The organism is Lacihabitans sp. LS3-19, from assembly GCF_024343575.1.
GTDB lineage: Bacteria > Bacteroidota > Bacteroidia > Cytophagales > Spirosomataceae > Leadbetterella.
On record NZ_RJUA01000001.1, the window covers coordinates 1 to 23,093 of the forward strand.

The window sequence follows — 23,093 nt, forward strand, 5'->3', positions numbered from 1 at the left end:
GAGGACCGTCTTCCTGCACGCGGCATGGCTGGGTCAGAGTTGCCTCCATTGCCCAATATTCCCTACTGCTGCCTCCCGTAGGAGTCTGGCCCGTATCTCAGTGCCAGTGTGGGGGATACTCCTCTCAGAGCCCCTAAGGATCGTAGCCTTGGTAAGCCGTTACCTTACCAACTAGCTAATCCTACGCATGCCCATCTACATCCTATAAATATTTCAAAAGTCTCTGATGCCAGAGTCTCTATTATGCGGTGTTAATCCCAGTTTCCTAGGGCTATCCCCCTGATGTAGGTAGGTTGCATACGCGTTACGCACCCGTTCGCCGGTGACATTGCTGCCCCCTCGACTTGCATGTATTAAGCCTGCCGCTAGCGTTCATCCTGAGCCAGGATCAAACTCTCCATAGTAATATCTACTAACAGAAAGATCTCCCAACTTCGTGTTTCGTCTCTATCTCCAATAAGTTAATGAACTTTATCCCACCGTAGTGAGCTCGTTGCCTTTTCAAGCTTTCCCTTCTAAACTCTTAATCCTTCTCGTTTAATCGGGGTGCAAAGGTAACAACCTTTTTTTATTTCCCAAATTTTTATCGAAAAAAATTTATTTATTTTTAATGTACTTTATCCCAACTAACTCTCCTATTTCTTCTCTCTCGCCGTTTGGGAGTGCAAAGGTAGCACTTCTTTTTCCCCTTTTCCAAATTTTATTTTATATGCCTTTTTATCCACTTCCCCTAATCCTCTGCTTTTCAGTATCTTCTTGTTTCTTCCCAATTAAACTTCTTCTTTTTGTCCTGTTTATTTATCCGATTGTTATATCTAATTGGATACTGATTTCGGTCTGAAAAGTTTGCGGGGATATAAATATTAGCGTTGGGTAATGTTTGTGATGACAGAAACTTTGGCGGGGGAAAGCGTGAGGGATAGTAGTGGAGCTCTTTGTGGCCTGGCCGTGGCCGGACACAAAAGCGGGAAAATAATTGAGCATGAAAATGCTAAGATTACGAGCATAGCTCTGCACGACCCTCCACCCAAGGCAAAAAGCTGAAATTTTAAAACAAAGGTGTTGGGTGTAGGGGCACGCCCTAAAGTATAATAGAAAGTTTATTACTCGAAAGTATTAAAATTTAAAATATTCTGAAATATGTCAATACTAATTTTTGAAGGAAATTAAATCACTAGATACTTAATATCTCGCAGGCTCTTCTTGAGGCATCTTGTTCGGCTTTCTTTTTATTCCAGCCACTTCCAGAACTGATCACTTTAGCATCGACCAAAACTTGGGCAATGAACTCCTTGCTATGGTTCTTGCCTTTTTCTTCTACTATAAGGAATTCGACTTTACGACCATCTGCCTGTGCCCAGCTTAAAATAGTTGATTTGTAATTGGTATTGTTGGATATTACTTCGTCTAAATCGAAGTGGTTTGAGAGTAATTTATTAACAATGAATTTTTTTGTAAAAGCAAAACCCTTGTCAAGATAGATAGCTCCAATCAGAGCCTCCATTGCATCACCGAACATGGAGGTCCGATGAAAGTTGCGTTGGCCGTCAAATTCTATCAGTTTATCAAGTCCAAATCTTCTGGCTACTACATTTAATGATTCTCTATTAACGATCCTTGAGCGGATTTCTGTTAGGAATCCTTCATCTTTAAAAGGATATTTTTTGAACAAATATTCTGCTACCACCATGCCTAATACTGCATCGCCCAAAAACTCAAGTCTTTCGTTGGATTCTTTGAAATTATTGAAACCGTTATGTTTGGAAGCTGATGTATGCCTAAAAGCTAATTGATAAAGCAAATTGTTTTTAGGCTTAGAGCCTATTATTTGCTCAATCGACTTCCTGAACTCTTTTTGCTTTACATCTTTATTTAAAAAGCCTAAAAATGTTTTTCCAATTTCCATTAAAATATATTTAACATGGCTGATGTGGGCTTTTTATACTTTTTTGAAAATAAGAGTGGCATTGTGGCCACCAAAACCAAAGCAGTTACTTAATACTACATCTATTTTTTTTGATTTGGCAACATTTGGCGTTAAGTCTATTCTTGGATCTATAGTCTCGTCAACATTGAATAGATTAATAGTCGGTGGCACCATTTGATGTTTGATAGCCAAAATACCTGCTACTGACTCAACAGCTCCTGCACCTCCTAATAAATGGCCAGTCATTGATTTTGTAGAACTTATTGATACTTTAAATGCGTGATCCCCAAACAATTGCTCAATAGCTTTAATTTCTTGTGGATCTCCAAGCGGAGTTGAAGTTCCATGGGTATTGATATAGTCTACTTCTTCTGGTGCTATTTGAGCATCTTCGAGAGCGTCTTTCATAGAAAGATAAGCACCGTAGCCTTCAGGATGTGGTGCAGTGATGTGATAGGCATCTGAAGAAAAACCTCCACCGATTAACTCACAGTAAATATTTGCTCCCCTCGCTTTAGCATGTTCGTACTCTTCTAAGACTATAGCTCCTCCGCCCTCTCCCAACACAAAACCGTCACGGTCTTGATCATAAGGTCTAGAGGCAGTCTTTGGATCGTCGTTTCTTTCAGAAAGTGCTTTTAAGGCATTAAAACCTCCAATGCCTGCTTGAGCAACAGTGGCTTCAGAACCACCAGAGATACAAGCGGTGATTCTACCTAAACGAATATAGTTGAATGCGTCTATAATTGCATTGTTAGCAGATGAACAAGCTGAAACAGTTACGTAGTTTGGCCCACGGAAACCGTGTCTAATTGATATTTGGCCGGAAACGCTATCAGCGATCATTTTTGGTATAAAGAATGGATTGAACCTTGGTGTTCCATTACCTTGAGCAAAAGATATCATTTCGTCTTCGAAGGTTTTTAAGCCTCCAATACCAGAACCCCAGATTACACCGACTTTATTTAAATCGACATTCTCTTCAGAAAGGCCAGAATCCACAATAGCCTGATCAGCTATGACTACGCCAAACTGGGTAAATAAGTCCATTTTTCGAGCGTCTTGTCTCGGGATAAAGTCTGTTACTTCAAAGTTTTTAACTTCACAAGCAAATCTTGTTTTGAAATTTGTGGCATCAAATCGTGTGATAAAATCGCATCCGCTTACACCATTTGACAATCCATTCCAAAACTCCTCAACAGTATTACCAATAGGTGTTAAGGCACCCAATCCAGTAACGACAACTCTTTTTAATGTCATATTTGTTTTAAAATTAAAAATTCAATATCCTATTGAAAATGCAAATTAACATTTAACAATTGAATATTGAACTTTATTGAAAGAGAAAATAATTATTTAGCGTTTTCTTCTAAATAAGTTACCGCTTGACCTACAGTCTGAATGTTTTCAGCTTGGTCATCAGGAATAGAAACATTAAACTCTTTTTCAAATTCCATTATTAACTCGACAGTATCAAGCGAATCCGCTCCAAGGTCGTTAGTAAATGAGGCTTCGGCTGTAACTTCAGATTCGTCAACGCCAAGCTTCTCAACAATAATTTTCTTTACTTTAGATGCTATATCAGACATTTTAAAAATGTATTTTGGTGAAAAACAATGCAAAGAAATGGATTTTATGTGAAACCAACAAAACGAATCAATTTTTTTTGATTGGAAGTTTGTTCGGATATTTACAAAAAAATTAAAATAATAATCAAAAATGACGCTTAAACTAGATAAAATAGCCAAATACGATAAAGATAATTTTTTCTTATTAGCAGGTCCATGTGCAATAGAAGACAGAGAATTGGCTTTAACAATCGCGGAAAAGATAAATAACTTGTGCGTGAAATTTCAGATTCCATATATATTCAAAGGAAGTTATAGAAAAGCAAATAGAACAAAAGCGGACAGCTTTACGGGAATTGGAGATGAAAAAGCTTTGAAAATACTAGAAGAGGTTGGAAAGACATTTGATATACCAACAGTAACTGATATCCATGAAACCAAAGAGGCGGAATTGGCTGCAGCTTACGTCGATGTTTTACAAATACCAGCATTTTTGTGTAGACAAACCGAGCTTTTAGAAGCCGCTGCCAAAACAGGAAAGGCGGTAAATATAAAAAAAGGTCAATTCCTTTCGGGTGCTTCAATGGGTTTTGCTATAGAAAAGATAAAATCTGTGAACCCAAATGTGCAAGGAATGTTGACTGACAGAGGGAACAGTTTTGGATATTCAGATTTAGTGGTTGATTATAGAAATCTTGTAGATATGCGGGAGTTTGGCTCTCCGGTGGTTATGGATTGTACTCATTCGCTTCAAAAGCCCAACCAAACGTCTGGTGTAACTGGCGGAAATCCTAAAATGATAGGTACTATTGCTAAAGCAGCTATTGCGGTAGGGGCTGACGGTTTATTTTTAGAAACCCATCCTGACCCTGCAAACGCAAAGTCGGATGGAGCAAATATGCTACATTTAAATAATATGGAACAACTTTTGGTGGAATTGGTAAGAATAAGAGAGGCGATCGTTTAAATTGGTTTTTCTTTGGATCTGGATTAAATCCTTAATTTTACAACAATGAGAATTTTTATTGGTTTGTTTTTATTTGTCCTTTTTTTGGGTTGCAAAAAAACGATTATACCTTTAAAAACAAATTCTAAAAACTATTATGCAGAAATAGTTGACACCAAATCTCGAGAAATTAGGTTTCAAGAGAGAAAAGAATTTAGCACACCTCAAAATGTATCTGCAAGCAATAAATTTGATGGTGCAAGGCTAAATAATTTTAGCCCAATAAATGACTCTACTTTTTTGGTAGAAAGCTATCCGGAAAACGAACCGATAAATCCAAGCCCTTGGTATTCATTTAAAATATGGTCTAATACCCCTAAAAAAATCTATTTGGTGTTCGACTATGGAAAATCTAAACATAGATACTTACCCAAAATTAGTGCCGATGGCAAAGGTTGGGTTAAAATTGACTCAAGTGCCTTGGGTAAATATGAAAACAAAGAAATTTTAAGATTAAATATTAGTTCAGATACAACATGGGTTTCAGCTCAGGAGCTTTTTACTGCAAAAGAATTAAATAATTGGCTAGATGAATTAAAAGCAGAAAATGACAATATTAATATAGGAAACGCAGGGCTTAGTACTCAAAAAAGAGACATTAAATATTTTGAAATAAGCGAAAAGTCAAATAAAAAAAAGAATTTAATAGTACTATTTAGTAGACAACACCCACCAGAAGTGACGGGGCAATTTGCCCTCAAGGCTTTTATTGATGGCTTGTTGGTTCCCAGCGAAACAAAAAGCAGCTTTTTTGAAAAATATAATGTGTTGGTATTTCCGATGCTAAACCCTGACGGGGTAGCTCTTGGCCATTGGCGACACAATGTTGGTGGAATAGATTTGAATAGGGATTGGGCATTATATAATCAACCTGAGACGAGAGCCATTAATGATTTTGTAAATAATTATATTAAATCAACAAAAAACAGAGTAGTAATGGGTATTGACTTTCATTCTACTTTTGACGACGTATATTACACAAATCTAAGTGACTCCATTTCGGTTTTGCCAAATTTTACTAATACTTGGCTAAAATCAATACAAGATGGATTGATTGGATACAAACCCAAAATCGCACCTTCGAAACTTGGTCAACCTGTATCTAAGAACTGGTTTTTTGTAAATTTTAATGCCGTGGGAATTACCTATGAAATTGGTGATGACACACCGAGGGATTTTATTGAAGAGAAAGGCAAATTGTCAGCCATGAAAATGATGGAGATACTTTTGAAATAATACGAAAAAAGATAAAAGCCCTTCTGAAATTAATCAAAAGGGCTTTTTTTGAAAAAACCTCTAGTAAAATTTTACTTGTTCACTTCTGTGATAGCAAAAATACCAGCATCCTGTGGAGCATTGGTATTTGCACTTAACTCTGACTGAGCCACTACAAATCTTTGAGGGTATTGAGCGATAGTCGGAGAATTATAAGGAGGAAGAACGGCAATGTCCTTTTCTTTAGCTCCTAACCTTCTTAAATCATCAAAAGCTAGAAGGCCTGTAAAACCAGATACATATCTTTCCTCAATAATTTCACGTAAAAGAGCCCTAACTGGGTCAAGATTGTCAACGTTTTCAATTCCTCCTTTATCAAAGTCTGATAATTCATAGGCATCGTATTTTAGCTCATTGGTTGCATTCAATTTAGTAAATGCTTTTCCACTTGCTAAATGAGCTCTAAGCTTATTTAACTGAACCAAGCCATCTGCTGTTTTACCTGTCCTTACAGCTGTTTCGGCTAAAATGAGCAAGTTTTCTTCATAACCAACTAAGGTGATTGGAGTACTAGCCGCAGCTATTCCTTTATTATTTGAAGCTGAGTTACCATCAAACTTGTAATATGCTAAACGTGCCCCTTCAGCCGTTTTGGCATTATTGCGGCTGCCAGATAATAGGTTATCAAGATGAGAACCATTAAATCCCCAATATCCTCCTCTCTCGTTTATCATTTTGTAGTTTAAATTCAAGCTACCATTTCCGATATTAGGTGGTGTAAATGCCAAAGCTTCGGAGGTAGAAGAAATACCTAAAAGTGCTTGCTGATTGGCTTTATCGTATTCCTTGGTATAAATGTAGAATCTAGCCTTAAGCGTATGAGCTACTTTACTCCATTTTGTTACATTGCCTGCTAACATTAAATCTTCAGGAATAGCAGAGCTTGTTGAAGCCCCTAAGTCGGCAATAGCCTCGTCTAAAAGAGTTTGTAACCCAGCAAATACAGATTTTTGAGAATCAAATTTTGGGTCTGAGATTTCATCGTTTGATATCTCAGAAAACGGCACATCGCCAAATAAACTAGCTACTGTACCCAAAGCATTGGCTTCCAGCACCTTAGTAATTCCAGAATATTGCTTTGCTTTAGGACTAGACTTGGTTTGTTCTCTTAAAACGCGAGCTTGTTTAACAACTCCTTGGTAAGCATTCTCCCAGATACCATTGGTTTCTTCAGCCGAAAGGTTATACTCGTATATACTTTTGTATAATAGAATAAGACCTTTAGTTTGTCCAGACCACATCCCACCAATTCGTGTTTGATGACCTGCTTGAACAGAAATATCAGCAAGTTCTATTCCTTTCAATAAAAGAACACCTGCCTCAAACGAATCAGAAGATATCTCGTTTGGATTATTATTGATTCCATCTACTAAGCTTTCGCAACTAATTGTTGTGAAAAACATCAGAGACAGCACTATATATTTTATCTTTTTCATTTTATTCTTTTTAGATTTTAGAAATTAAGTTTTGCAGTGAAAACCCACGAACGTGTACTTGGATTAGTAAAATATTCAATACCGAATCCATTATCAACACCCGATTGATTAACTTCTGGATCTATACCTTTGATTTTTGTCCAAAGAAGTAGGTTTCTGCCCGAAACTGAGAAGTCAACAGAATTAAACTTCGTAGCTTTTCTGAATTTCTCTCCTCCGAAATTGTATCCCATTGAGATCTCACGAAGACGTGTCCAGCTACCATCTGCTATCGAAAATTCATTTATTGCAGAACCACCAAGACCTCCACCTAGTGTAGTATACCATGACTCATCTAAAAGCACATCTCCTCCACCATAATTATAAATATTTCCACGTACCGTAGTTCCTGACGTAAAGGTTTTTCCAGCAGAGTTTTTGAGGTCTTTTGTTAAAGTAACTTCATGACCTGTATCTTCATAAGTTCCGAAACTGTTCAAGACAAATCTTGTTCTTTCTGCAAAGTCTCCTCCTTGGAATCTTTCAAATAAGATATTAAAGCTTAGTTTCTTGAAATATCCTCTAAAACCTAAGCCTCCTCTCCAATCCGGGTTTGGATTTCCTATAATTCCTTGTTGAGGGTCTAAAGTTGGGAATCCATTAGCGTCAAGCTTCAAGCTACCGTCTTCATTCCTTGCGGCTCTACTTCCAAACAAAATTCCCAATGGCTGTCCTACGATAGCATTGGATGTAATCGATTGATCAGTTAAAGCCACTCTATCAACTCCCGCTAAATCTAAAACCTTGTTTTGGTTATTGTTCCAGTTTCCGTAAATATCAAATCCATAGTTTGCTTTGGCTAAGATTTTATATCCAAAATCAAGCTCTAGTCCTTTATTTTCCATTCTACCAGCATTGGCATATTTAGAAAGGAAACCAGATGTAGGAGATAAGTTTACGGCAAGTAAGATATCCTTGATTTCGTTTCTATAATAGGTCAATCCTAAATTTAGACGATCTTTAAAGAATCTTAAATCAGTACCAATTTCAAATTCAGTTTTGATTTCTGGTTTCAAATTAGCATTTCCTTGGTCATCATTTAATCTAAAACCTCCTCCAAACTCGTTTATGTCAAGTGCGTCGTCGTAAGTAGAATAAGTAAAGGTTTCATAAGTAGTACCAAATTTATATGCTGTAGGCTGAACTCCTACCTGACCATATGACAACCTTAACTTACCGAAAGAGAAAATATCATTTGTGATATTTTTAAGATTTGAAAACTGCCAAGCCAAGTCCGTAGAAGGATAAAAATATGTACCACTGATAGTGGAAGCAGCCTCTTGCGTACCTGATATATTCAAAAATAACTGTTTGAATATATCAAATGACAAAATCGAATACAATCTGTTTGAACGAATATGATTGGTGTTATTTGATACTTCAAATGGAGCAACTCCATTGTTAAAGTTTTGAAGGTCACTATTTACCAAGAAATTTTGCGTAGCTGCATATAGGCTATTTCTATTTCTATCATTGATGTTATATCCTAAAGTAGCATTAAGACCAATTTTATCAGGAACTAAGTTTGGAAAATCAGCTCTAGCTATCGCATCCAAATTAATTTCGGAATTAATAAAATTCTCATTATCTAATCTACCATTATTAAAACTTGCTGAACCGATTGGAGAGAAATAAACTCTTTTATCAACATATGTATCAATTCCGCCCCTAAAGTCTAATTGCAACCAACTTACTGGATTTATGTTAAGGTTGGAGTTAGCATTAAATCTGTTTACAGCGGTTGTCGCTTTTTGTTCGTAAATAGTCCACAACGGGTTGTTATATGTAGGGTTAATATTATTTCCTAAATATCTTCTATAACTTCTTTGTCTTCCCAAAGTAGCTACACCAGCTTTATCAAAATATGTGCCTTTATAGGCTGACATATCAAAATCAGCAGGCTGTCTTAACAATCCCAAATAAAGTCCAGCAGTATTGGAGTTTTGTTGAATTCTGTTGCTATTTGTAAAAATATAGTTAGCCTTTGTAGTAAGGTTTACTTTATTATTGAAAAACGTTTGATTATTGAATCTCATCGAAAAACGATCATAATCACTATTTTTAACAATACCTTTTTGGCTTAAATACCCTAAACTAAAAAAATTAGTGGTTTTACCGCTACCTCCAGATATCGTAAGGTTTTGATCTAGATAAGAACCCGTTTGAAATACCTGATCGAAATTGCTATTAACAAAAAGTTCTTTGGAATTTTTAGTGGTAATTGGGTAAATAGTTTGACCATTGTCCCCCAAAAAATATTCTCCAGTAGTGTTGAAAATATCAGCTCCTCCAGCTCTATTGGCAATTTTATCTCCCCATGAATTTGTCGCTGTTGGGCTGTATTTCCCCGCAGAACCCTGTCCATAAACAGTTTGCATTGGATGCTTTCTGTTTATTTCATCCATTGAGTAAGCTGCAGAGTAACTAATTTTCATTTTTTGATTCAACTTGCCTTGTTTTGTTGTAATAACCAAAACCCCATTTGCAGCTCTCGAACCCCAAAGAGCAGCCGCAGAAGCACCTTTAAGAATTTGAGTTGATTCGATATCTTCAGGATTTAAGTCATTTAAACGAGATTGCTGAGAAACTCCTCCAGATCTTGAACTTCCAGATCCATACAAGTTATCGTTTGACAATGGCACGCCGTCTACAATTACCAATGGCTGAGTATTCCCTCCAATAGTATTTGCCCCACGGATTTGAATATTCGTACCAGCACCTGGATCACCATTTGAGCGAGCGATTTTCACACCCGAAGCTTTACCAGCCAGACTATTTAAAATGTTTGCTTCGCCGCTACTCTTTATAGCATCTGAAGAAACACTAGAAGACGTGGAGCCTGACCTATCTCTTTTGGTTTTAAAACCCAAAGCATTTACTACAACCTCTTGAAGGTTTGTTACATCGCTACTTAGTTTTACATCTATAAAACTTTGGGCACCTATAGTAACCATTTTAGCATCATAGCCTATAAAACTAAAACTAAGCTCGTTGGCGTTGCTTGGTAAAGAAATAGAAAAATTTCCGTCAGCATCTGTAGAAGTTCCAACATTTGTGCCTGGAACAGTCACTGTCACTCCAGGTAAAGACTCCTGGCTAGATTCATCTTTTACTTGCCCTTTGACTGTTTTTTGTGCAAAACTTGAAATAGCACAAAACATCAAAAGGAGCAAAATGGGTAGTTTTACTTTCATAAATTGAAGTTTAATTTGTTAAAAAAATGAGATATAAAATTTAAAATTACAGAAACGATACCAATAAAAAAACTTTTTAATAATTGAGACTGTCCAGGTTATTTGGAGTTATTAATAATAAAACTTGCAAATTGTTTAAAATAAAAGTGATTTTTTAAAGCCAAATGTTGCATTTCATATTAGAAATTCTAAAAATGATCCTTCTCAAAAGACTCAAAATCATTTTTGAGTTCAAGCATAAGCCTAGATTTCAAAGTTGAATCTTCAATAAAGGAATATTGAATACTGTTAAAAACAATTTGCTTTATGTCAGAATAAGAGAATTGAGGATAACGTTTAGCCATTAAAACGTATTGTTCTGTCAAGTTTGTTCTAAGAACACCTGCATCATCTGTGGAAATGACAATCGGCACACTGTGTTTTTTGTAAAGTGAGATAGGATGTTCGTCGTTTTTAACTTTTAGAATGAACTCATTGCTGGTTAAATTAATTTCTATTGCAATGTTTTCATTATGCATTTTTTCTAAAATAGCTTTTCCATTTTTTTCAAAAGGTATATCAATTCCATGCCCAATGCGTTTTGCTCCAGCTACGTCGATGGCCTCCTCAATATGCCAACTGAGTTCTTCAGGTTTTACCATACCAAGGGTTAGCTCTCCAGCATGTAGTGAATTTTGAATATTCGGAAACTTTGAATTCAAGTACCTATACATACGCATGTGGAGCCAATAGTCTGACATCGCCACCCTGTGGTCTTCCTGACCTACAATATTTACTCCATTGATCAATTGGCTATTGGATGAAGAAACAAAACAAAGCACCAAATCAGCAAAAACTTGAGCTGGAGATTTTAAACGTAGTACAGCATTTTGATATCTTAAAGTAAACGAATCATCATCTATACGGTTTGCTAAATGCGTTTTTTCAATTTTCTTATTATATTCCTTTGCTTGTTTTTCGAGGTTAGATTTTAGTAAATTATCATAAACCTCATCTAAAATTTCTGTCAATAATTTTTCATCCTTATTTTCTTGAGCGTTCCAAAGTTTTAAATTAAATCCTTCCAAAGACTCGGTCTTTTCTGATTGATAATGTTGCAATAAAATAGTTTCAATATATTGTACATTTTCTATTTGTGCTCTGTTTTTTAATTCTAATAACCCTTTGCCAATATCTTCGTTATTAACTATTTCAAATCCTGAAAAAGTACTGAAAAAATGATCGTCAGATGGTCCTTTTAAAATATTAAAATCTTTGGACGACCATTTTTCAGAAAGCTTTTGTTGTAAAAACAAAAGACTATCTTGACTTTTAATATTAGATAATTGCACCCAGACACCAGGTTTGTTTTTTGCTTTCTCAGGATTTTTTGAAAGAATATAAGTCTGTGTGTTTAGCCACAATTTGTTTTGAATAGCGTTTTCAAAAAACGTTTCAGCGTATAACGATCCATCAAAATGGTGGTGCAAATCTCCCCCCTTTGGCATTGCCGAAAAAAAAGACCTTAGCAAGGCTGTATTGTTGCGAATGGAATCAAATTTAATGTCGAAAGATTGGCTTGAAACGGTATAAAAACCTAATAAAAATAAGAAGAGAAGTTTTTTCACTGGAAAGGTTTTGTTGAGTTTAAACTTGAGTTTAAATTCTTTCAAAGATAGTTTATTCCTAAATGAAAATAAAGCTTAAGGGATTAATTGTAGGTTATTTGTAAAGCGAAAAGCATTTATTTCTTAAAAATCCCTTTGGGATCATCCTTTCTTTGAAGTAGCTCGTTAAGTATTTCAAGATTTATTTCCTGACTATTAAGTTCGTATCCCTTATGAAATGACTCCCAAGCTTCATCGGGTTTATTTTCGAATATGTTTAACAAAGTCAATTGCATGTATGCAGGAGTATATTTTGGCTGTATTTCCAATGCATCATTTACTAATCCTCTTGCGATATTTGTTTCTATCATAGAGTTAGGATTGTCGAAGGCCATTTTTATGTAAACAGTTGCCAAATCCACCTTCAGCACATAATTTGTGTTTTTCGAAATATCAATCCCTTTTGTCATGAGTTTTATGGCATTCGAAAAATTGGATGATTGATATTCTATAACCCCTAAACCCCAATAAGGATCAATATTTTCAGGGTTTAATAACCAAGAAAGATTAAATCTATTGATGGCAGTGTTTTTGTCTCCTTCTGACAGATAATCCCAGCCCATTTTTGAAAAAAAATCAGAAGCCTCACTTCGAGATTTAAATGATTTATCACAATCAGACAAAAACATGTAGTCATCTAATTGCTGAGCTTCTGTTTTCGTATATCGCCCAAAAAGCGGCAAAAAATTAATATCAACACCTGAAGGAGCCGTTTTATTTACTATTACTACCTCGCTTTCTTCTTCTAGTTTTGCATTGTTTCCTTCCTCTATAATTGTATTAGTAGTAGGTAAACTTGAAGTTTTAGTAAGAATGGTTGACTTTGAAGAAAGGATTTTATTACCTACATTCTGCGACTTCAACACCATCTGCTGGGAATAGCTGAGGGTATTTGCACAAACACAAAAAAGAAATAAAAAATGGTTCTTCACGGAAACTTTTAATTTTTCAGAAAACATTATTTAAACGTATTATTTCAAAAAATATTTAAGATTATTAAATATTCTTTGAAATTTTCGTGCCAAAAAAAAGGAATCAAAAATAATCGGTTTTTTGGACTTTCTAAACAAAAAGATTTTTTTTTAATTGAATGGCTAAAAGGGTTTTAAATATTACCGAAATAAATAGGTAAAATAAAATCCATCGCTCATTTTATTATATTTGCAATTCTAAACTAACGTAATCAACAAATGGACACAAAAAAAATAACCTTAAGCGACTTTCACGAATCTATTGGCGGCAAAATGGTGCCATTCGCAGGATTCTATATGCCAGTAAGATATTCCTCAGACAACGAAGAACACAAATGTGTAAGAGAAAGTGTGGGTGTTTTTGATGTGTCCCACATGGGAGAATTTTCACTAAAAGGGGAAAAGGCTTTGGATTTGATCCAAAAAGTTTGCTCTAATGATGCCTCAGTACTTTTTGATGGAAAAATCCAATATGCATATTTACCCAACTTTGATGGTGGTGTAGTAGACGATTTGTTGGTTTACAGAGTAAATGCCACAGAATATATTTTGGTTGTAAATGCTGGAAATATAGAAAAAGATTGGAATTGGATAAGTAGCCATAACACTTTTGAGGTGGAAATGAAAAATCTTTCTGACGAAACCAGCCTATTTGCGGTACAAGGACCAAAAGCAACTGAAACGTTACAGAAACTAACCTCGGTTGATCTTTCAGCTATGGATTATTACACTTTTTTAAAGACGGAATTTGCAGGACATCCCAATGTTACTATTTCTGCTACGGGATATACTGGAGCAGGAGGTTTTGAAATATACCTACCCAATGAAATTGCCGAAGAGGTTTGGAAGAAAATATTTGAGGCAGGGGCTGAATTTGACATAAAACCTATAGGATTAGGTGCTAGAGATACCCTTAGGTTAGAAATGGGCTATTGTTTGTACGGAAATGATATTACAGACACTACTTCGCCATTAGAAGCTGGATTGGGTTGGGTGACCAAATTCACGAAAGAATTTATAAATAGTGAAAGTCTTTTAGCACAAAAACAAGCTGGACTTAAAAGAAAACTTGTAGGTATAGAAATGATAGACCGCGGGATTCCTCGTAGTCATTACGAAATATGTGATGAAGATGGAAATACAATCGGTGAAATAAGCTCAGGAACACAATCTCCGACTTTAGGAAAAGGAATAGCGATGGGTTTTGTTAAAACAGAATTTGCAAAAACAGGAACTGAAGTTTTTATAAAAATTAGAGAGAAGCTTATAAAAGCTCAAGTTTGTAAAATGCCCTTCGTGGAGCCTGGCGTATAAAAATATTAAACATCAACCGAAAATGAAACTAGAAAATAAAGTAGCCGTAATAACTGGCGGAGCACGTGGAATAGGAAAAGCTGCAGCCGAACTTTTTGCCAAAGAAGGTGCAACAGTAATAATCTGGGACTTGCTCGATGCAGGACAAGAAACTGCTGAAGAAATTGTAAAAGCAGGAGGCAAAGCTCAATTTATGAAAGTAGCCGTTACTGACGTGGCAGGAATAGAAAATGCCGTTTCTGAAATCATAAAAGAGCATCACAAAATTGATATTTTAATCAACAATGCTGGGATAACGCGAGATAAAAGCATGCTCAAAATGACCCATGATGAGTGGCAGTCAGTTCTTGATGTGAATCTAACAGGCGTATTTAAATGTACAAAAGCCATTGTACCGCACATGGTAGAGCAAAAATATGGAAGAATAATTTGTACTTCGTCTGTAGTGGGAATAGCTGGAAACTTTGGACAAACGAATTATGTGGCCACAAAAGCGGCCATCATTGGCATGGTAAAAACCTGGGCCAAAGAGTTTGGAAAACATAATATTACAGCCAACGCAGTTGCTCCAGGATTTATAAAAACTGATATGACGGACCTTATGCCAAAAGAAGTCATCGACAAAATGGTTTCGGAAATTCCATCCAAAAGAATGGGCTTACCAATTGATATTGCCAATGCCTATTTATTCTTGGCTTCTGAAGATGCCTCATTTGTAAATGGGCATACGCTTTCGGTTAATGGAGGGATAGTTTGATAAAATTTTGATTATCTTCATGTTATAGATTTATATTACTTGATTTAATATTTTATCGAAATGAAAGAGGAACTATATCTTGGGAAAAAGGTGTCTGAATTGAACATTCATGAGCAAAGGCTTCGTAAAATGATGCAGCTGATGAGGGTTCATAAAATGCTGGAAAAAGCCGAGAAAGTTCATAAAACTATGCCTGAAGATTTACTTTTAGGAAAAAATTTAGTTTAAAGTAGGTTTAAAAATTAACTGACAAAAAAAACGAATTTCTGTAAAATTTTTGAACTTTAATTCCAATATCATCTTTTCCCAACAAACAAGGCGTTATGTTTGAACTAAAGCCAATATTAAGCCTAGACAATACTTTTCTTGAATTAAAAATCAGTGAATATCCTAAAGTTGCAATAGGAAAAAATTGACCCGGAAAATATTTGTTTAGATGATTAAATTTAATTGGAACATAAACCTCAGAGCGGAATTTAACATTTGAATCACGCAATTTAATAGGAGTAATTGTAAAAGAATTTAATATAAATGGAAACCAGATAATTTTATTGTCATTGCTGTTTTTTGTTTGAAAAAACAAACCATCTCTTATCAAATTTAACCCTCCTCCAAATTTTATATTCAAATAAGGATATATATTTTCTGAATTAAAGATTTGTTTTTGAAAATTGATTTCCGTTGAAAATTGATTTCCGGGGTATTTATTTTTAGAAGCAAATTGGTTTCCTATCCCTTTAAACTTAAAATAATATCTGTAATATTCTCTTATACCAATTTCAGAATTTTGACAAAATGAAGATTGGATATTTAAAAATAAAAAAATTATACCCGTAAAACTTTTAATCTTGAATTTTATCATAATTGCATTGATATAATTATGTGTTAAAAAAATCTGAAAGGAAACTAATAGTAAAGCATTTAATCCATGATCTTAACTTTTGTGAAATTTATGTGAAAATCATCATCTTTAAACTATCCACTATCGAATTTAAGAATTTTAAGTAATTCTTTTCTCTACAAATTTTTTTTCTTTGTTATAAATTATGAATTTTACTAAAAAACGATTTAAAACCTATTTCCTTAAATTTCATTCCCTATTTTTTATCAATATTCAAACATGAAAAGACTACTCCTTCTTTTATTTTTAGTTTCTCAAATCTCAATTGCTCAGAAAACTTATATTCAGTGTGGAAACTTAATTGATACCCGAAATCAGTTGGTGTTGAAAGACATGACGATTGTAGTAGAAGGCAACAAAATAGTAGATGTACAAAAAGGCCTAAAAAAAGGTGAAAAGACTGATGTGCTTATTGACCTAAGCAAAAAGTATGTGATGCCAGGTTTGATAGATATGCACGTACATATAGAAAGCCAAACAGCTAAAGACCAGTTTCAAAAACGAATTCAGTATAGTGAAGCTGATGTGGCCTTTGAATCCCAAAAATATGCTAGGGTTACCTTAATGGCGGGTTTTACAACCGTTAGAGATATGGGTGGCACAAATGTCAATATTTCTCTAAGAAATGCCATAAATAGAGGAAGTGTGATTGGACCAAGAATTTTTACTTCTGGTAAAACGATAGCAACCACAGGCGGACATGGCGACCCATCCAATGGTATTGGTACAAAGCTAATGTTGCCGGAAGACGCATCTGATGGTGTTATAAATTCAGCGGAAGAAGCAAGAAGAGCAGTAAGACAAAGATACCAAGATGGTGCCGACTGGATAAAAATAACAGCAACTGGAGGCGTTTTGAGTATTGCCAAAAACGGAAAAGGACCACAGTTTCAAGACGACGAATTAGAAGGCTTGATATCAACTGCAAAAGATTATGGATTTGGTGTAGCTGCCCACGCTCATGGAGCCGAAGGTATGAAAAGAGCCCTTAGAGCCGGAGTAACCACAATAGAACATGGTTCCTTTCTTGATGATGAGTGCATTGCTCTTTTCAAAGAAAAAGGAGCGTATTTGGTTCCAACCATTATAGCTGGAAAAACAGCTTCTGATTCTGCCAAAATCCCTGGATATTTTCATCCATTTGTTGTAAAAAAAGCCTTAGAAACAGGTGTTTTGATTCAAGATGCGTTTGCTAGAGCGTACAAAGCTGGTGTAAATATTTGCTTTGGAACCGATGCAGGAGTTTACCCACATGGATACAACGCCAAAGAGTTTTTATACATGACAGAAGCCGGAATGCCTATAATGGAAGCACTAAAAGCAGCTACAATTACCAATGCGAAAGTATTAGGAATGGATGACCAGTTGGGTGCAATAGAGCCAGGAAAAATGGCTGATATCGTGGCAATAGACGAAGACCCTGCTAAAAATGTCTTGGCATTAATGAACATGAGTTTTGTGATGAAAGACGGTGTGGTTTATAAAAAATAAGCACCAAACATAAAAATGAAAACCTTCCTGATTGCTCTGGAAGGTTTTTTTGTTGAAGTATAATCGCTTGTTTATGTTAATTCGTAAGAAATTGGATAGGCAATTGGAAATTGTCTAACATACTCTTTCCAAACTTTAAATCCTCCCGCCAGATTGTTTATATTATTAAAACCATGTTGTTGTAATATTTTGGCTGCTAAATACCCTCTAAGTCCTCTAGCACAATGTAAAATCACCAATTTATCTGTTGGGATTTTCTCTAGATTTTCTCTTAAAGTATCCAAAGGAATGTTCAATGAGCCTTCAATTATTCCATTGGTTTCCCTCTCTTTTGGCTCTCTAACGTCGATGATTTGAATATCATCGTTTTCAGATATTTTTTCGTGCAATTCCTCTACACTTAGAGGCGAACATCCATTATTTATGGCATTTGTTGCCGTATATCCATTTACAACCACCGGGTCTTTTGCTGGTGAATATGGAGGAGCGTATGCTAAATCTAACTGAGGCAAATCCGTAATTTTTAATTTACCATAGATAGCAGTACTTAAAACATCTATTCGTTTGTCTACGCCAACTTCACCAAAAACCTCAGCTCCTAAAAGCACCAAAGAATCTGCATCGTAAAAAGTCTCCACAATTATATCTTTAGGTTCGGGATAATAACTTGGTGTAGAACTAGCCACTATCAATGTCTTTTTAAAATTGATACACATTTTATCCAATTCTCTAGGGCCAAGTCCAGTCCTAGCCATGGTATAATTGAACAATTGTACTATTGCAGTTTTATATCCTCCAAAAAGCTTTTCATTTCCCCCAACGGCATTAAATCCTGCAGACCTTCCACCTTTGTTGGAGTGCGTACCCAAAGGCAAATAATCGTGCTCGTGCGTTTGTAAATTGTTGATGCTTACATTGTCTCCGGCAGCGTAAATATCAGGAATTGAAGTTTCGAAACTTTCATTTACCAAAAGTGCTCCATTTGGCAATGCCTTGGCTCCAAGGTTCAGTAACATTTCGGTATTTGGTTTAATACCCACACTCATTATCACATAATCTGTATCCAAAAACTGCCCATGTCCTATTTCAATTTTTTTAATTTTTCCTTCTTCTACAATAACATTTTTTACAAATGTGTTTTTGATAAACGCTATTCCTTTGTCTTCTAAAATATTTTGAGCAAATGCACTAAATTTTGGTTGCCACATCGGCAATACAGTAGCTCCACCTTCAATGACGGTTACTTTTTTGCCCGCATGGATCAAGTTTTCAGCTACTTCTATGCCAATCAAACCCGCTCCCATCACGGTAATATGTTTTACCTTGTCGTTAAGTCCTTCCGCCATAATGTGGTCAAAATCTCCTAAACTACGGCATGTAGACCAGTTTTGGGCTTTATCTAAATTTTGAATCGGTGGTACAAAAGACTTAGCACCTGTGGCAAAAACTAGTTTTGTATATTTGTATTTACCTTTGGGCGTTACAATAGTTTTAGTTTTTGGGTCAATTGCTGTAACCTCCTCATTAAGATGTACATCGATCTTGAATCTGTTTCTTAAAAGTTCTACGTCTGTAACAAGCAATTTGTCCCGTGTTTTTATATGACCAGAAAGTGCGTATGGAATTCCACATGTGGCATAAGAAATATCTGCCGTTTTTTCAAAAAGCAAAATATCTGCAAATTCATTTTCTCTTCTAGCCTTTGCTGCTGCAGATGGACCAGCAGACAAACCACCAATAATTATTATCTTCATTTTTTGTGTTCTTTTTGAAATACAAAATTAGACCTTCGAAGTTTTATAAAATGTAAGATTTGTCACCCTTAAAGGCTTAAAAAAACTGACCTTGCTCAGGTATTTGCACAAAAAAGCCCAGATGTAGAAAATACACCTAGGCTAAATTTTTATTTAATAAATAAATTCTGAAACTATTTTTCAGTCAAAACTTTTTCGATCAAAGCTTTTGTACCTTTAATTCCTTCGTCTTCACTAATCTCGTCACCCTCAAACTCTATCCCAATATTTCCTTTGAAACCTGCGTCTTTCACAATTTTAAGTATTCGAGAATAATCCATTACTCTTTCGTTACCATTTGCATCAAAAACATTGGTTTTTGCACTTACGCCTTTTGCATATGGCATCAATTCGGCGATTCCTTTGTAGCGATCATATTCTTTCAAACAACCATCAGGACCTCTTTCTAGACAGAAGTTCCCAAAATCTGGTAAGGTTCCAACATTTTCCATATTTACTTTTGACATTACGCCAGAAAGCCATTCTCCGTTAGATGAATACCCACCGTGATTTTCAACAATAATATTTATTCCTTCTTGAGCTCCAAATTTCCCTAATTGAGTTAAACCATCAACTGCATGCATAGCAACTTCTTCAGCTGTTCCCTGTCCTGCGGCGTTAACTCTTATTGATTTCGCTCCTAAAAACTTGGCGATTTTAACCCAGTCATAATGATTTTCAACAGCTTTCATTCGTACTGCAGAGTCTGCATTGCCAAGGTCACCAAGGGCATCGCACATGATTAAACCTACACTTACGCCAGCATCATCACATTTCTTTTTGAAACCTTCCCAATAAGCCATGTCTTTGGCTTTGCTATAGTAGAAAGTATTTACAAGTTCAATCGTATTTACACCATAGCCTGCAGCAATTTTTGGAAAATCGTCAGGGTGTAAAGTTCCTTTTAATAATGAATCGGGAGACTCCATGAGCATTTTTCCGAAAGCCGCCCAATCACCGTTTAGGGAGTTGCCAAAAAAACTTTTATGCAAAGACCATTGTGCTAATGATATATTGAGATCTGGCGTTTTTTCCTCTTGTGTTTCAGTTTTTGACTGACAAGCATTAAAAAAAACTAATGCCGTAAAAAGTAAAGCAAATGATAAGGTTGATTTTAAGAACTTCATTTTTAAATATAAATTTGGTTGAAAAATAATTTGTGGCGAAGATAAGTAAAGATTAGTTAAACTTTAAAAAGCTTCAAATACAATATTAAAACTAAAGACTTTTCAAATACTCCAAACTCTTGGGTACATTCTCCAATTCTTTATTACTTTCATCTTCTATGAAATAATGTTGGATACCGGCTTTTTTAGAAAGTTTCAATATTTTTTTCCAATCAGCTTGACCTGTACCTAAAACTACGTCGTTTTCTGCCGGTTCGTGACCAGATTTATCACCTATTACACCAATTTTAAGGTCTTTTACGTGCATTAGCTTCCAACGATTTCCGTATCTTTTTAACAGTTCTTGTGGAGTAGCGGCTCCACCACCATGAATTGTCCAAAGGACATCCATTTCAAACGACACATATTTTGGATCGGTATTTTGGATGATATAATCCATATAGGTTCCTTTTTCATGCGGACGAAACTCATAGCCGTGGTCATGGTAACAGAATATCAATCCATTTTCCGCCAACACTTTACCACCAGCATTAAAAACCTCCACAGCTTTTTTGGTGTCTTCGAATGTAAAATCATTGCCTTTGTGAGGAATCCAAGCACACATTACGTATTTAGCACCCAAAGCTTTCGCTTTATCGGCTACAGCTTGAGGGTCTTTTTGCAGTTCTTCAAAACCACATCCTGTAGACGGAATACTGATGCCACGATCGTTGCACATTTTCTTGAACTCCTCCGCTGTTTGACCTTTTTGAGGTCCGCCTTCAAGCTCTGTAAAACCCATTTTCTGAATAATATCCAAGGTTTGTTCAACGCCCTTGGGGAAATGATTTCGGAAGGTATATGCTTGGACACCAAGAGGGTAAGTATATAGCTTTTTTTGTGCCTGACTTGTGAGACCCATAAGTCCAATCAATGCAATTACGATAAATTTTAAGGTTTTCATTTTTTTATTTATGGTTGAATTAAAAACTAAAATTAGATAGCTTTAAGCAGATAAAAAAATGTCTCAGGCATTTATTTCTAGTATAAAAATTTGAAAACTTTTGATGGTAATTCTTAAAATAAATTACATTTACTTTTACAAACCCTAAAACCGAATGAAAGTACGCAATAAAGTATTGGCCGTATTGGTATTACTCTCTATAATCACATTTTTGGATCGAGTATGCATGAACGTTGTCAGTAAATACGTCAAAGCAGATCTCAAAATCGACAATCAACAGTTTGGCTATATATTGGGAGCATTTTCACTAGCATACGCACTTTTCGAACTTCCAACAGGTATTTTGGGAGATAAAATTGGCCCTCGTAAAGTCTTAACTCGTGTGGTAATTTGGTGGTCAACTTTTACAGCTTTGACCGGAACTGCGTTCAATTTTGTGTATTTGATAGTCGTACGGTTTCTGTTTGGAGTGGGTGAAGCTGGTGCATATCCAAACACTTCGATTGCAATATCAAAATGGTTTCCTGTTACCGAAACAGGCAAAGCACAGGCTGCTATTTGGGCTGCGGCACGTATTGGTGGTGCACTTACGCCTTTATTGGTCATTCCATTGGTGCATGCCGTTGGATGGCGAATGTCCTTTTTTGTCTTAGGTTTGGTGGGCTCATTTTGGGCGGCAATTTGGTATTTTTGGTTTCGAGACGAACCTTCCGAAATGAAAAATATCTCAGAAAAAGAAGTTAAAGAAATAGAAACTGGACGAGGAATAGCTCAATCACATAAAATAGAGTGGAAAAAGGTCATAATACAGTCCAATATTTTATATTTAATGTTGATGTGCCATTTGTTTTTTTATGCTTCTTATTTCTTTACCAATTGGTCCGCTACGTATTTTCAAGAAGGCCGCGGCCTGAGTGAAGACGACACCAAAAAATTCATTTCACTTTCCTATTTCTTAGGTGCGATTGGATGCTTAATTGGTGGGTATTTGAGTGACTTCCTCGTTAAAAAGTACGGTTTACGTTTTGGAAGAAGAGCTGTGGCAGGTACAGGACTTGGCCTTTCGGCTGTTTTCTTTTTGTTTGCTGGTCTTACGCCAAACAACCAAATGGCAGGATATCTTTTGGCACTTTGCGTGCTTTCCAAAGACTTGGCCTTGCCAGTAGCTTTTGCCACTTGTGTGGATATTGGCAAACAAAACTCAGGCACAGTAACGGGCACCATGAATTTTGCAGGGCAAATGGGCGGCTTTTTTATCACTATTATTTTTGGTATTATCGTAAAACAAACCAATAATTTCGAGTTGCCGCTCTTCCTTATTGCGGGTTGTTTAGCGGTCAGTTCTTTGCTTTGGCTCAAAATTGATCCTGAGAAGAGTTTGGCCTAATTTTTTGATTTGTTGGCACACGGATTGGAAGGATGGGACACGGATTTTTAATGTTTTAATTGCGGTAAGTTCTTTGCTTTGGCTCAAAATTGATCCTGAGAACAGTTTGGCCTAATTTTTTGAAATGTTGGCACACAGATTGGATGGATGGGACACGGATTTTTTTGTTTTTTAAAGGATAAAATTTGATTCGATAATTTGAAAAACAGACCTGATTAATATTAGGTTTTCCCTTTCTCAAATATTTTCTACAGAACAAAAACAATTTCAATTTTAGAAAACTTCTAAACATTTTTATCTCATATTTTAAAAGGTATT

General features: G+C 35.7%; 17 protein-coding genes and 1 rRNA gene. 7 read left to right on the forward strand and 11 right to left on the reverse strand.

The window, feature by feature from the left end; translation table 11 throughout:
* The 4 genes from EGI22_RS00005 to EGI22_RS00020 all read right to left on the reverse strand — a co-directional run.
* A 16S ribosomal RNA gene (locus tag EGI22_RS00005) occupies positions 1–404 on the reverse strand; the annotation flags it as partial.
* A gap of 770 nt (positions 405–1,174) precedes the next feature.
* The gene (rnc, locus tag EGI22_RS00010) at positions 1,175–1,906 is read right to left on the reverse strand and encodes a ribonuclease III (protein ID WP_255065464.1); all 732 of its coding nucleotides are present in this window, start codon (positions 1,904–1,906) and stop codon (positions 1,175–1,177) included.
* A 33-nt stretch (positions 1,907–1,939) separates the two neighbouring features.
* Entirely contained in the window at positions 1,940–3,187 is a 1,248-nt protein-coding gene (gene fabF, locus EGI22_RS00015) for a beta-ketoacyl-ACP synthase II (RefSeq protein WP_255065466.1), read from the reverse strand.
* A 92-nt stretch (positions 3,188–3,279) separates the two neighbouring features.
* On the reverse strand, positions 3,280–3,516 hold the full coding sequence (locus tag EGI22_RS00020) for an acyl carrier protein (RefSeq protein WP_255065467.1): 237 nt from the start codon (positions 3,514–3,516) through the stop codon (positions 3,280–3,282).
* Between the two features lie 130 nt (positions 3,517–3,646).
* Here EGI22_RS00020 and kdsA point away from each other — a divergent pair, with 130 nt between their 5' ends.
* Both kdsA and EGI22_RS00030 read left to right on the forward strand, forming a co-directional pair.
* Positions 3,647–4,462, forward strand: a complete 816-nt coding sequence (gene kdsA / locus EGI22_RS00025; RefSeq protein WP_255065469.1) for a 3-deoxy-8-phosphooctulonate synthase — start codon at positions 3,647–3,649, stop codon at positions 4,460–4,462.
* Between the two features lie 45 nt (positions 4,463–4,507).
* Complete coding sequence (locus tag EGI22_RS00030) at positions 4,508–5,737, forward strand: M14 family metallopeptidase (protein WP_255065470.1); 1,230 nt, start codon at positions 4,508–4,510, stop codon at positions 5,735–5,737.
* A 71-nt stretch (positions 5,738–5,808) separates the two neighbouring features.
* Here the strand turns inward: EGI22_RS00030 and EGI22_RS00035 are convergent, their stop codons facing one another.
* The 4 genes from EGI22_RS00035 to EGI22_RS00050 form a co-directional block, all read right to left on the reverse strand.
* Positions 5,809–7,212: a SusD/RagB family nutrient-binding outer membrane lipoprotein gene (locus EGI22_RS00035; RefSeq protein WP_255065471.1), complete on the reverse strand. Its 1,404-nt coding sequence runs from the start codon at positions 7,210–7,212 to the stop codon at positions 5,809–5,811.
* 17 nt (positions 7,213–7,229) lie between these two features.
* Entirely contained in the window at positions 7,230–10,445 is a 3,216-nt protein-coding gene (locus EGI22_RS00040) for a SusC/RagA family TonB-linked outer membrane protein (RefSeq protein WP_255065472.1), read from the reverse strand.
* Positions 10,446–10,633: 188 nt separating this feature from the next.
* Positions 10,634–12,052, reverse strand: coding sequence for an adenosine deaminase (locus EGI22_RS00045; RefSeq protein ID WP_255065473.1), 1,419 nt, complete (start codon positions 12,050–12,052; stop codon positions 10,634–10,636).
* A 116-nt stretch (positions 12,053–12,168) separates the two neighbouring features.
* Complete coding sequence (locus tag EGI22_RS00050) at positions 12,169–13,023, reverse strand: tetratricopeptide repeat protein (RefSeq protein ID WP_255065474.1); 855 nt, start codon at positions 13,021–13,023, stop codon at positions 12,169–12,171.
* A 258-nt stretch (positions 13,024–13,281) separates the two neighbouring features.
* Here EGI22_RS00050 and gcvT point away from each other — a divergent pair, with 258 nt between their 5' ends.
* The 4 genes from gcvT to EGI22_RS00070 all read left to right on the forward strand — a co-directional run bounded on the left by gcvT (position 13,282) and on the right by EGI22_RS00070 (position 17,525).
* Entirely contained in the window at positions 13,282–14,376 is a 1,095-nt protein-coding gene (gene gcvT / locus EGI22_RS00055) for a glycine cleavage system aminomethyltransferase GcvT (RefSeq protein ID WP_255065475.1), read from the forward strand.
* Between the two features lie 22 nt (positions 14,377–14,398).
* A complete protein-coding gene (gene fabG / locus EGI22_RS00060) occupies positions 14,399–15,133 on the forward strand; it encodes a 3-oxoacyl-[acyl-carrier-protein] reductase (protein ID WP_255065476.1) in 735 nt (244 codons plus the stop codon).
* A 60-nt stretch (positions 15,134–15,193) separates the two neighbouring features.
* Positions 15,194–15,361 (forward strand): hypothetical protein, encoded by a 168-nt coding sequence (locus EGI22_RS00065; RefSeq protein WP_255065477.1) that lies wholly within the window; start codon positions 15,194–15,196, stop codon positions 15,359–15,361.
* Positions 15,362–16,253: 892 nt separating this feature from the next.
* A complete protein-coding gene (locus tag EGI22_RS00070; protein WP_255065478.1) occupies positions 16,254–17,525 on the forward strand; it encodes an amidohydrolase family protein in 1,272 nt (423 codons plus the stop codon).
* 71 nt (positions 17,526–17,596) lie between these two features.
* On the opposite strand, the gene EGI22_RS00075 is transcribed toward EGI22_RS00070, so the two are convergent.
* The 3 genes from EGI22_RS00075 to EGI22_RS00085 all read right to left on the reverse strand — a co-directional run bounded on the left by EGI22_RS00075 (position 17,597) and on the right by EGI22_RS00085 (position 21,388).
* Positions 17,597–19,279: an FAD-dependent oxidoreductase gene (locus EGI22_RS00075; protein ID WP_255065480.1), complete on the reverse strand. Its 1,683-nt coding sequence runs from the start codon at positions 19,277–19,279 to the stop codon at positions 17,597–17,599.
* A gap of 173 nt (positions 19,280–19,452) precedes the next feature.
* Complete coding sequence (locus EGI22_RS00080; protein WP_255065482.1) at positions 19,453–20,445, reverse strand: sugar phosphate isomerase/epimerase; 993 nt, start codon at positions 20,443–20,445, stop codon at positions 19,453–19,455.
* Between the two features lie 91 nt (positions 20,446–20,536).
* Positions 20,537–21,388 carry a sugar phosphate isomerase/epimerase gene (locus EGI22_RS00085; protein ID WP_255065483.1) on the reverse strand — a complete coding sequence of 284 codons (852 nt, stop codon included), beginning with the start codon at positions 21,386–21,388 and terminating at the stop codon, positions 20,537–20,539.
* 154 nt (positions 21,389–21,542) lie between these two features.
* Between EGI22_RS00085 and EGI22_RS00090 the strand changes: the two genes are divergently transcribed.
* Positions 21,543–22,775 carry an MFS transporter gene (locus EGI22_RS00090; protein WP_255065484.1) on the forward strand — a complete coding sequence of 411 codons (1,233 nt, stop codon included), beginning with the start codon at positions 21,543–21,545 and terminating at the stop codon, positions 22,773–22,775.
* The last annotated feature ends 318 nt before the right edge of the window (positions 22,776–23,093 follow it).